Source organism: Polaribacter sp. IC066 (genome assembly GCF_007997085.1).
Classification (GTDB): Bacteria; Bacteroidota; Bacteroidia; order Flavobacteriales; family Flavobacteriaceae; genus Polaribacter.
This window is the reverse complement of sequence record NZ_VORR01000076.1, coordinates 1-12,370: the sequence shown is the minus strand read 5'-3', so window position 1 is coordinate 12,370 and position 12,370 is coordinate 1. Positions and strand designations below refer to the sequence as shown.

8 protein-coding genes and 1 pseudogene are annotated in these 12,370 nt (G+C 32.7%); 4 read left to right on the top strand and 5 right to left on the bottom strand.

The genetic code is table 11. From position 1 onward, the window contains the following. Nucleotides 1-195: 195 nt before the first annotated feature. From ES044_RS17145 to ES044_RS17130, 4 genes are all read left to right on the top strand, one after another. Nucleotides 196-903, top strand: coding sequence for a response regulator (locus tag ES044_RS17145; protein ID WP_147120509.1), 708 nt, complete (start codon nt 196-198; stop codon nt 901-903). Then, nucleotides 893-2,575 carry a response regulator gene (locus ES044_RS17140; RefSeq protein WP_147120508.1) on the top strand — a complete coding sequence of 561 codons (1,683 nt, stop codon included), beginning with the start codon at nt 893-895 and terminating at the stop codon, nt 2,573-2,575. The genes ES044_RS17145 and ES044_RS17140 overlap by 11 nt, the downstream gene beginning before the upstream one ends. Nucleotides 2,576-2,666: 91 nt before the next feature. Beyond that, nucleotides 2,667-5,135, top strand: coding sequence for a PAS domain-containing sensor histidine kinase (locus tag ES044_RS17135; protein WP_147120507.1), 2,469 nt, complete (start codon nt 2,667-2,669; stop codon nt 5,133-5,135). Nucleotides 5,136-5,150: 15 nt separating this feature from the next. Continuing rightward, entirely contained in the window at nt 5,151-5,528 is a 378-nt protein-coding gene (locus ES044_RS17130) for a response regulator (RefSeq protein ID WP_147120506.1), read from the top strand. Between the two features lie 154 nt (nt 5,529-5,682). Here the strand turns inward: ES044_RS17130 and leuB are convergent, their stop codons facing one another. The 5 genes and pseudogenes from leuB to leuC all read right to left on the bottom strand — a co-directional run bounded on the left by leuB (nt 5,683) and on the right by leuC (nt 11,894). Beyond that, nucleotides 5,683-6,738, bottom strand: coding sequence for a 3-isopropylmalate dehydrogenase (leuB, locus tag ES044_RS17125; protein ID WP_147120505.1), 1,056 nt, complete (start codon nt 6,736-6,738; stop codon nt 5,683-5,685). A gap of 680 nt (nt 6,739-7,418) precedes the next feature. Then, nucleotides 7,419-8,939, bottom strand: a complete 1,521-nt coding sequence (locus tag ES044_RS17120; protein ID WP_147120504.1) for an alpha-isopropylmalate synthase regulatory domain-containing protein — start codon at nt 8,937-8,939, stop codon at nt 7,419-7,421. A 316-nt stretch (nt 8,940-9,255) separates the two neighbouring features. Then, nucleotides 9,256-9,855 carry a 3-isopropylmalate dehydratase small subunit gene (gene leuD / locus ES044_RS17115; RefSeq protein WP_147120503.1) on the bottom strand — a complete coding sequence of 200 codons (600 nt, stop codon included), beginning with the start codon at nt 9,853-9,855 and terminating at the stop codon, nt 9,256-9,258. A gap of 145 nt (nt 9,856-10,000) precedes the next feature. After that, nucleotides 10,001-10,351 (bottom strand): annotated as a pseudogene (locus ES044_RS17110) (four helix bundle protein). A 142-nt stretch (nt 10,352-10,493) separates the two neighbouring features. Beyond that, nucleotides 10,494-11,894 (bottom strand): 3-isopropylmalate dehydratase large subunit, encoded by a 1,401-nt coding sequence (gene leuC, locus ES044_RS17105; RefSeq protein WP_147120502.1) that lies wholly within the window; start codon nt 11,892-11,894, stop codon nt 10,494-10,496. Nucleotides 11,895-12,370: the final 476 nt, after the last annotated feature.

Sequence of the window (12,370 nt, the reverse complement as noted above, 5' to 3'; positions counted from 1 at the left end):
GCACAATATTTTGCTAGAATTAGAGGATATATTACAACGCTCAAAAAAAATAAACAAAAAGTACTAGAAAATATTCAGCTTGCTTTTAGCAAAAATCCGTTCCTACCGGAAATGGCTGAATAGTTACAAATAACAAAAATATAGTGCTTAAATAACTGAAAAACAGTAATTTAATATCAATAATTAGACCATGAAATTTTATGTTCCCGAAAACCTAAATGTATTGAGTATAGAATAGAAAAAAACAAAATTGTTCTGCACACAGAAGTAAGGGATACGGGTATAGGGATCTCTAAATACAAACAAGAAATTATTTGGGAGCCTTTTGAACAAGCATCTCATCATGATAATAGAATTTATGGAGGCACCGGACTAGGGCTACCTATTGTAAACAGTATTATTGATGCTATGAACTCCAAAGTTAAAATTTTAAGTAAAACAGGTAAAGGAACCCGTTTTTATTTTGATCTTACTCTAGATATTGTTGATGATCTCGAATTGCAAAAAAACAACAAAAAGAAAGTATATAGTTTTTCTGGAAAAAAAGTACTACTTGTTGACGATAATTTTATAAACATAATGGTTGGTAAACAAATTTTAGAAAAAGTACAACTAAAAGTAACTGCTGCGAGTGATGGTTTAGATGCTGTAAACAAAATGAAAGAAAACTCTTTTGATATTGTATTGATGGATATACAAATGCCAATTATGGATGGTTACACAGCAACTGAAGAAATTAGAAAATTTGACAAAAAAACACCTATAATTGCTCTTTCTGCAAATGTCTTTTCGGAAATAAAAAATAAAATTGAGGAATGTGGCATGAATGGGTTTATTTTTAAACCTTTTACACCAGAAGAATTATTAAAAGAAATAGAAAAGTTTACAAACAATGAATCATAAAGAAGAAAAAGTTTCTAAAAGAAGAGTAAAATTAATACATGATATTTCTGTGTTATGTATATTTTTATCTTTATTATTTGCAGGCTTGTCTTTCTCTTTAGATGGCTATATTTTGTCTTATTTTTTAGTGGGTATTGCCATTGTTTTTTTTATTACATCAAAGCTTTCTAAAAAAGGAAACCCAACTATAGCAAGGTGTATATTTATGATCACTTTTAATTTAAGTATTGCTATAACCGCTTCTTATTTTGGTTCAAATTCTAGTATAGAGTTCTTATTATTATATGCAATAGGTTTAAGTTTTATTTTATTTTCATTTAGAAGAGAATTATATCTTGTAATTATTTTTTCTTTGATTTCTATACTGTTCTGGGTTGCACTCTATCTCACAAATTTTAATGTTTTTTACTCTAGTGATATTGAAGCAGATGTAGTTACAACGTATATTTATCCTTTTTCAATGACGGTAACACTAATATTAGTAGCCTTTCAATTAAGCTATTTTTCATATATAAATGCAGGCTTTAATAAAGGTCTTCATAGTAAGAAACAAGAGGCTATTGATGCATCAAATGCTAAATCTACTTTTCTCAGTACGATGAGTCATGAAATAAGAACGCCTTTAAATGCAGTAATTGGTCTTTCTCATATATTAGAGGATAACAAACCTAGAAAAGATCAAGTTGAAAATATTGAGGCTCTTAATTATTCAGGAAAAATTTTACTAAATCTTTTAAATAATGTATTAGATTTTAGCAAAATGGATTCCACAGAAATTGAATTAGATAAGACTCCAACTAACTTACCTTTAGCATTAAAGCAAATCAAAAAAATTCACGAAACAGGTTGTATTCAAAAAGGAATCGTCATGAATTTAGATATCGATAAAGATATGCCTATTGTTTGGCTAGATGTTGTTCGTTATAACCAAGTCGTTAATAATTTAGTAACAAATGCTATTAAATTTACAGATAAAGGCTCCGTAACTTTAAGAATTAAAAAACTAGCTACTGATAATGACAAAATTAATATTTTAACAGAAATTATAGATACCGGTATTGGTATTCCTTTAGATAAACAAGAAACTATTTGGGAAGTCTTTACTCAAGCATCTGCCACTACAAATAGGTTGTATGGGGGCACAGGCTTAGGCTTACCAATTGCAAAAAGTATTATTGAGTCTATGGGGTCTAAAATACACATAGACAGTGAAATAGGAAAAGGAAGTCGTTTTTACTTTGAAGCCGATTTAAAGATTGCGTCAAACTTAGACTTAAAAGAAAATAACTTAAAAAGAGAACATAATTTTATTGGAAAAAAAGTACTGTTGGTTGAGGACAACCTTATAAATATTATGGTTGGCAAACAAATTTTAGAAAAAGCGCTATTAACGGTAGAAGTTGCTAAAAATGGTGTAGAAGCTATTGATATGGTCAAAGAAAATAGCTATGATATCGTTTTAATGGATATTCAAATGCCTGTTATGGATGGTTATACTGCTTCCAAAGAAATTAGAAAATTTAACAAAAAGCTACCAATTATTGCACTTTCTGCTTCTGTTTTTATCGAAGTAAAAGATAAGATTAAAGATTGTGGCATGAATGGGTTTATCGTTAAACCTTTTGATCCTGAAGACTTATTAAATCGAATTGAAGATGCTATCAATACCTAATTTTTAAACTCATTTTAGCTGTTTTTTGAAAGAGTCACTATTTCAAGTACATATAATTTAAAACCAAGTAATAGTATATTTCCGAAATGTAATGTCAAATAATAAGCCAACATATCAAGAATTAGAAGAGCAACTTATTGAACGTGAAAAGCTTCATAATGAAAGATTAGAAATTTTTTTCAAACTTTCGCCATCGCTTATCGTGATTAAAAATAACAAAGGAGAAGTGGTTAAAGTCAATACATCTTTTATGTCTATTCTTGGCTATACAGAAAAAGAGATTCTAAAAATTGAACTAATGTCTTTAGTGCATCCAGAAGATCTCGAAAAAACAGAAAAAGCCAGAGAGTTAGAAAAGAAAAATGGAATTGGAATTTTAAATTTCATCAACAGATACAAAAATAAAAATGGTATTTACAAAACTTTAGAATGGCAGGCAACTATTGTTAAAAGTGGTTTTACTTACGCATTTGCTAGTGACGTTACCGAACGAGCTAAAGCACTAAAAGAACTTCTATCTTTAAACAAAGAAAAAGAAAAACATGCCCACCAATTAAATATCGCTAACAAAGAACTTGTTCTACAGAATAAGGAAAAAGAAAAACGAGGTAAAGAGTTAATCAAAACTAAAGAACTACTCTTTCAAAATAAATTAAAAGAGCAAGGTTCGGCAGCGCTAATTCAAAATGAAAAACGCTTAAATGAAGCGCAGGCTACTGCAAAAGTTGGTAGTTGGGAGTTTGATGTTTTGACATCTAAACTTATCTGGTCACTTGAGCATTATCGTATTTTTGAATTAGAAGAGACGCCTCCTGAAAAATTATATAATGCCTATCGCAACAAAATACATCCTGAAGATATTCCTGAACTTGACCGTTTGATAAAAAATGCTATTGCAACAGGTCATGGATATGAGTATGAACACAGAATATTATGCAAAGACGGTGGTATTAAATATGTTTTAGGTATCGGTAAAACTTTAGCAAATGAAAATGGAAAAATCATTTCTATAAACGGAACCTTACAAGACATCACCCTAGCAAAATTAATACAAAAAACGTTAGATCATAAAAGTGAAAAACTAAACGAATTAAATAATGCCTTAAATCAGGCACAAAAATTAAGTCATATTGGCAGTTGGCAATGGAATATAGAAACAGACAAAGCAGAATGGTCTGATGAAATGTATATTATTTACGGAGTAAACAAAGCTTCTTTTTATCCTTCTAATGAAAATGTATCTAAACTAGTACTGCCCGAAGATACCTATAAAGTAGAACAAGGTACTGCCTCTTTATTGGTTGATAAAATGTTTATTCCTTTTGAGTTTAGAATAAAACGCCCTTCTGGCGAAATTAGAAACTTGTATATTATGTCTTTAGAAAAAAATTCCAAAAACAGTATTTTCGGAGTTACAAAAGATATTACAGAACAAAAACAGCAAGAAAGAGAGAAGATAAAAACTAAATTGAGATTAAAGAACACCGAAAAAAAGTTAAATGAAGCTCAAAAATTAGCACATATTGGCAGTTGGTTATTTAATGCTAGAACCTTAAAGATAGAATGGTCAAAAGAAACGTTTCATATCTGGAACTTTAATTCAAAAAATGGTGCTCCAGAATATGACGCTCTGGTTAACCGTGTTCATAAAGATGATTTAGAAATATTTAATCGTTCTGTTATGGAAGCTTTAAATCTAGGAAAACCCTTTGATTTTGAACATAGAATTTGCCCTCCGGATAAAGTACAAAAAGTAATAAGAGGCATCGGTCAACCTGTATTTGATGAAAATAGAAAGATTATTGGTCTGGCAGGAACGAATCAAGATATTACCTCACAAAAACTATTTGAAGAAGCCCAAATAAAACATCAAAGATTAAAAGCTATTGGAGAAATGTCTGCCTCTATTGCGCATGATTTTAATAATGCGCTACAACAAATGATGGGGAATTTAGAGGTTGTAAAAATTCAAAAAGAGCTTTCAAATAATTCTATAGATCGTTTAAATAGCATTGGTTCTATTATAGATGATATAAGCAGCAGAGTAAGTGCTTTGCAAAAGTTTGGCGATACAGAAAACACAGATAATCAAACGAAGCTTATCGACCTAAACACGCTTATTTTAGAAAGTTTAAAAGAATCTAGACCTCTTTGGAAAGACGGCATGGAAAAAGAAGGATTGAGCATAACAGTTGCAACTGAGTTCGAAGAAATCCCTAAAATTAGTTGTAATAGCGGCGAGCTAAAATCGGTACTTTACAATTTAATTAAAAATAGTATCGAAGCAATGCCAAAAGGTGGCTCCCTTACTATTCATACTAGACTAAAAGCAGATGGTGTTATTGCTACTTTTACAGATACAGGCGTTGGCATGAATGAAGAAGAAAAATTAAAAGTATTTCAACCCTTTTTTTCTACAAAAGGATTTAAATTAGGGCGAGGTTTAGGAATGAGCGGAGTTTATAGTATTATAAAAAATATTGGAGGAGATATTTTTGTTACATCTTCTGAAGTAAATAAAGGAACTACGATAGAAATTGTTTTTCCGAGACATACATAAGATTAAATAAAAGCTATGGATAAAAATAATTCAAAAGAAAGAAAGTTCTTTCATGTTTTATGGGTAGATGACGATTTCATTATTGCAGAATCCGCTCGTATATTAGTAGAGTCTCTAGGCTATGAATGCACGCTTGTAATGAGCGGAAGTGCGGCCTTAAAACATCTTGAAGAAAATAGCTGTGATATTGTATTTACTGATATTGGTATGCCAGAAATGAATGGTTGGGAGCTAGCAGATGCTATTAAAACTACGTTTCAACAAAACATAAAAATAGTAGCAGTTACCGGATGGGATATTGAAGAAAAAGTTAAAAATGAGAACAGTATTGATTTCGTGCTGCAAAAACCCTTTACTTTAGCAAAACTTAAGAATATGTTTTTATCTTTTTAAGATTACTTTTTAAAAGATAACTTGTATACTTTTTAAATATGTTGACATACTACTAAAAAACGATTTATATCAAAACTCGTTCAATGCATAACTATTGACTGAATAAAAAAAACGCCCGAAATTCGAGCGCTTTTAAGATATGTAAAATTTACTACTAAATATTTTCTGCTAACCAATCACCTACTTCTTTTGTTCCGTATGCTTTTCCTCCATCGGCCAAATCTTCTGTCACAATTCCTTTTTCTAAAGCACTGTTTACAGCCGTTCTAATTGCTTTTCCTTCTTCCTGTAAACCGAAATTTTCAAATAACATTGCAGCAGACAAAATCGTTGCCATTGGATTTGCAATGTTTAAACCTGTTGCTTGCGGATACGAACCGTGAATAGGCTCAAAAAGTGCATTATCTTCTCCTAGAGAAGCACTTGGCATCAATCCCATAGAACCAGAAATTACTGAAGCTTCGTCTGTTAAAATATCTCCGAATAAGTTTTCTGTAATTAATACATCATAACTATTTGGCCATTGCACCAAACGCATTGCAACAGCATCTACAAACTCATAAGAAACGACCACTTCTGGATAGTCTTTTTCCATTGCTTGCACAGTTTCTCGCCATAATCTCGAAGTTTCTAAAACATTTGCTTTGTCTACACAACACAGTTTTTTAGAACGCGTCATTGCCAATTCAAAACCTTTTTTCGCCAAACGAATCACCTCTGCTCTTGTGTACACACAATTGTCAAAAGCCGTTTCTCCACCGTCTCTTCTCCCCTTTTCTCCGAAATAAATTCCGCCAGTTAATTCGCGTAAAAAAACCAAATCAGTTCCTTCAATACGTTCTCTTTTTAAAGGCGATTTATCTAACAAAGAAGGAAACGTAAATGTTGGTCTCACATTCGCAAATAAACCTAATTTTTTACGCATTTTTAACAATCCTTGTTCTGGACGTACTTTTGCTGTAGGATCATTATCAAACCTTGGATGCCCAATAGCTCCGAATAAAACAGCATCTGAAGACGCACAAATTTCATGCGTTTCATCAGGATATGGTTCACCAACAGCATCAATTGCCGCAGCTCCTGTTAAAGCAGGTCTCCAATTAATTTCATGATTGAACTTCTTTGCAATAGCATCCGATACTTTTACAGCTTGTTCTATAACTTCAGGTCCAATTCCGTCTCCTGCTAATAATGCGATATTTAATTTCATGGTTTTATTTTTGGCTCTTGGCTGTTATCGATTGGCAATTGGCTCAATGAACAGCAGCTATATTAATTTAATTTTTAGACTTCGACAAGCTCAGCCTGACATTGTTATTTATTATTGTTATTCTTATGTGTATAATACTAGTTATTTTTAAATGCTCTCGATATAATCACGCCCAAAAATGTGATTACTCGAACTGACAAACTCTTCTTGCACTTATACTGAAATGAAAACGGCTAAAAGCGAAAAAACTAACAGCCACTTAAATTATATTCAACATTTTCTCAATACAATCACGCCCAAAAACGTGATTACTCAAACTGACAGACTCTTCTTGCAAGAATACTGAAAGGCAAGCTGCTAAAAGCGATAAAGCTAACAGCAATTTTTATATATTTTACTTCAAAAATGTTCTCGATACAATCACGCCCAAAAACGTGATTACTCAAACTGACAGACTCTTCTTGCAAGAATACTGAAAGGCAAGCTGCTAAAAGCGATAAAGCTAACAGCAATTTTTATATATTTTACTTCAAAAATGTTCTCGATACAATCACGCCCAAAAGCGTGATTACTCGAACTGACAGACTCTTCTCACTCACATCCGTAGAGTCTGCTCAATCTAACTTTAAGCCAATAATTTTAATACTCTAAACCATCAACTAAAAACCATTAATCAGCAACTATATTATATTCAACATTTTTTCCGTAGCTTTAATCGCAGATACTGTCTGATCTGAATCTAAACCACGGGTAATAAATTCGTGTTGATCTCTTCTCCATGTAATAATCGTTTCACAAAGCGCGTCAGAATGACTTCCGGGTGGAATTCTAACTCCATAATCGATTAAAGCTGGTAATTCTTTTTTACTATTAATTTTATATAGTTTTTTTAAAGCGTTCATAAAAGCATCAAACTGGCCATCTCCTTGTGCATGCGCTTCATAAACAACACCCGCAACACTTAATTGTAAAGTTGCAGAAGGCTTCATTCCTTTTGCATTACCCAACACATAATTTTCTACAATAATATGTTTTTCAATTGTATCACTATCTAAAACATCAGAAATAATATACGGCAAATCATCTTGCGAAACCACTTCTTTTTTATCACCCAGTTCAATAATTCTTTGGGTAACTTTCTTTAATTCCTCATCATTTAAACTAATGCCTAAATCTTGTAAATTCTTTTGAATATTTGCTTTCCCAGAGGTTTTACCTAATGCATATTTACGTTTTCTACCAAAACGTTCTGGCATTAAATCATTAAAATATAGGTTATTTTTATTATCGCCATCCGCATGAATTCCTGCTGTTTGTGTAAAGACATTGGCACCTACAACGGGTTTGTTTACAGGAATTCTAAAACCCGAAAACGTTTCTACCAACTTACTTACTTTATGCAAAGCCTTTTCGTTGGTCGTTATTTTTACATCCGTTAAAAAATCTTTAATCACTGCTAAAACACTTGCCATAGGTGCATTTCCTGCACGCTCTCCCATTCCGTTAATCGTTAAATGCAAACCATTTGCACCCGCTTTTACAGCTTCCATTACATTGGCAACTCCTAAATCATAATCGTTATGACCATGAAAATCGATATGAGTTTCTGGGTATTTTGTACGAACTTCATCAATATATTTATAAGTTTCCTCGGGGGTTAAAATGCCTAAAGTATCTGGCAATAAAACACGTTCTATTTTTTGGGTTGATAGGAAATCTAAATATTCAAAAACGTAGGCTTTCGAATTACGCATTCCGTTAGACCAATCTTCTAAATACACATTGGTTTTAATATCATTTTTCGCAGCTAAATCAATGGTTGCCCTGATATCTTCAAAATGTTGTTTGGGTGTTTTTTTAAGCTGATGCGTTAAGTGATTTAAAGAACCTTTGGTTAATAAATTCTGAACTCTTGCACCAGATTCCAACATCCAATCGATAGATTTCCCGCCATCAACAAAGGTTAGCACCTCTATTTTATCCAAAATATTATTTTCTAGAGCCCAAGACGTAATTTTTTTTACCGCTTGTAGTTCACCTTCAGAAACTCTTGCCGAAGCAATTTCTAGTCGATCTACTTTTAGCTCTTCTATTAATAATTTTGCAATGGTTAACTTTTCTAAAACTGAAAAGGACACGCCTGACGTTTGTTCGCCATCGCGCAATGTGGTATCCATTATTTCAATCTTTCTCTTTGCCATTTTTTATGAAAAGTAAATAAAGTTTTTTTACTTTGTTTATAGTTGATAGTAACATCATTTTTCAAGTAATCAATTTAAAAGGAAAACCTTACTATTTTGTCATTTTTATATTTCGACTTCGCTCAACATAAACTTTAGGAGAAATACCATAATACTGAACGTAAAAATCAGGTAACTTTATGTGATTTCTCATGAGCTTCGTGAGATACTTTCAATTAAAGAATATTTTAATTTCAGTAGTAGTCGAAATGACAAAACTGCACGTCATCAATTGCTCTTGTTTTCTTGTTTTCTTGTCTTGATTTTATAGGATAGCTTAAAAAGGTCTTGTTTTCGCAAATTCAACAATTTCGTCTTCAATATTTTTCAAATAATCAATATCATCAAAACCATGCAACATATTGTCTTTTTTGTACGTATTGATCTCAAAAGATTCAGATAATCCAGTAGCAACCAACGTTACTTTCTGATTCGGTAAATCAACATTGATTTCTGTTTTAGGATCTGCCATAATAGCATCAAACAATACATCTGCAAACTTCGCAGAAACTTGCACGGGTAAAACACCAACATTTAAACAGTTATTTCTAAAAATATCTGCAAAAGCAGAGGAGATTACACAACGTAAACCAAAATCGTACACAGACCAAGCGGCGTGTTCTCTTGAAGAACCTGAACCAAAGTTTCTGCCACCAACCAAAATTTGAGAACCTGCATAAATCTCTTTATTTAAAGGGAAATCAGCCTTTGGTGTTCCGTCTGAATTGTATCTCCAATCACGGAAAAAATTCACATCAAAATCGATACGTTCCGTTGCTTTTAAAAATCGCGCCGGAATGATTTGATCGGTGTCTACATTCTCTATTGGTAATGGATATGCTGTGCTTGTTAATGTTGTGAATTTATCGTATGCCATTTTTTATTGAGCTATTTGCTGTTCGCTGTTCGCCATTCGCTTCTCACGGTTGACTAATTGCTAAAGCAATTATTATAATTTACTAATTTCGCTATTGGCTTTTTGCTAGTTCGCTTTTTGCTAAAGTCAAACTCGCCAACTGCCATTAACCTAATTTACTTATTAATCTGTTTAAACTTCTTTTCAATTGATCTACTTTTTCAACCAACTTATCTACCGATTCTTGCTCTGCAAATTTTAAATCAGCTATCAAAATTAAAAAATATTCTAATTCTGTTGCTGAACCATTTGCAATCACTAAAAAGCGTTTAAACTCTTTTTCTGTTTCTCTTCCTCATCCTTCTGCAATATTAGCAGGAACTGACGAAGAACATCTTCTCATTTGACTCGTTATTCCGAATCTTTCATCTTTAGGAAATTCATTCGAAAGTTTATAAACATCTAGTGTAACTTCATGTCCTAACTCCCAAACTTTATATTTTCTAAAGTTTCTCATGTTTTTTTTGCATTTGACTGTTCGCTGTTAGCTATTGGCTTTTTGCTTTTCACTAGCTTGTTACTCTGTGTTTAAATTATTTAGTTTGTTTTCTATATTGAAAGCCAAAAGCGAAAGGCTAACCTGCCAAAAAGCGATCTGGCTAACTCGCTAAAAGCGTTCTCGGATCCGTAACAACACCTTCAACCGCAGAAGCTGCTGCAACCAACGGCGACGCTAATAAAGTTCTGGAACCTGGACCTTGTCTTCCTTCAAAATTTCTATTGGATGTAGAAACGGATAATTTTCCTGACGGTACTTTATCATCATTCATTGCCAAACACGCCGAACAACCTGGCTCTCTTAAAACAAAACCTGCAGCTGTAATAATTTTATCTAAACCTTCTGCTTTTATTTGATCTACTACTTTGTGCGAACCCGGCACTAACCAAGCTGTAACATTTTCTGCTTTTTGTCTGCCTTCTATAATAGAACAAAATCCTCTAAAATCTTCAATTCTACCATTTGTACAAGAACCTAAAAACACAAAATCAATCGGTTTGCCAATCATAGAATCGCCTTCATTGAAAGCCATATATCCTAAAGATTTTCTGTAGGTTTCTACGCCACCTGCTAAACTTTCTGCAGTTGGAATCGATTTTGTAACACCCATTCCCATTCCTGGGTTTGTGCCATAGGTAATCATTGGTTCAATATCAGCGGCTTCATAAGTAAACTCTTCATCAAAAACAGCGTCGTCTGCTGTATATAAAGTTTGCCAATAATCCATTGCTCTGTCCCAGTCTGCTCCTTTCGGAGTTTGAGAACGTCCTTTTAAATATTCGTATGTTTTGGCATCGGGAGCAATCATACCTCCTCTTGAGCCCATTTCTATAGATAAATTACACACCGTCATTCTGCCTTCCATAGACATGTTTTCAAAAACTTCACCTGCATATTCAATAAAATATCCTGTTGCGCCAGACGTTGTTTGTTTTGATATAATATACAAAGCCACGTCTTTCGGAGTAACTCCCAAACCTAATTGACCAACAACATTAATCCGCATCTTTTTAGGTTTCGGTTGCATAATACATTGTGTAGACAACACCATTTCTACTTCCGATGTTCCAATACCAAAAGCAATTGCGCCAAAAGCACCGTGCGTAGAAGTGTGAGAATCTCCACAAACAATGGTTGAACCGGGCAATGTAATTCCGTTTTCTGGACCTACAACATGTACAATTCCGTTGTTTTCATCGCCTAAACCCCAGTGTGAAATTCCGTATTTCGCCGCATTTCTCTCTAAAGCATTTAATTGGTTTGCAGACAAGGGGTCTTCTACCGGCAAATGCTGATTTATGGTTGGTGTATTATGATCTGCAGTTGCAAATGTACGTTCTGGATAAATTACCGTATTATTTCTACTTTCTAATCCTAGAAAAGCAACCGGACTTGTAACTTCGTGAATAAAATGACGGTCTATAAAAAACACATCTGGTCCGTCTTTTATACTACGTACTACATGAGAATCCCAAACTTTATCAAATAATGTCTTTGCCATTTTTGTATTTTTTTGTTGATTTTAATATCAGCTACCAAAAGTATCATTTTTATTAGAAAAGTAGTTGCTAGTTTGAGTTTTCTAATGATATTCACTTCGTTTGATATAATTTAAACACCTCACAAACAATATTTTAACTTATTTTAAGCTACGATGCCTATTTATTTTGAAGTTTCAATTTTATACTTGAAAAATTTCTCTTTTTGTTTTATGTTGATGCTTGTTAAGCAAAGGCTTTGCTAAAATCTAGATTTCTACTAATTTTAGAAATCGCAAAATAGTTTGTAATTTTAATCAAAATGTTCTCAATACAATCCCATCCAAAGCGGGACCACTCGAACTGACAGCTCGCTCTTAAGATTATGAATAGATGAAATTAGTTCACAAACTCACAAATACGCTTTAAAATTAAAATTTATTTTATGTTGATACTTGTTAAGCAAAGGCTTTGCTGAAATCTAGATTTATACTAACTT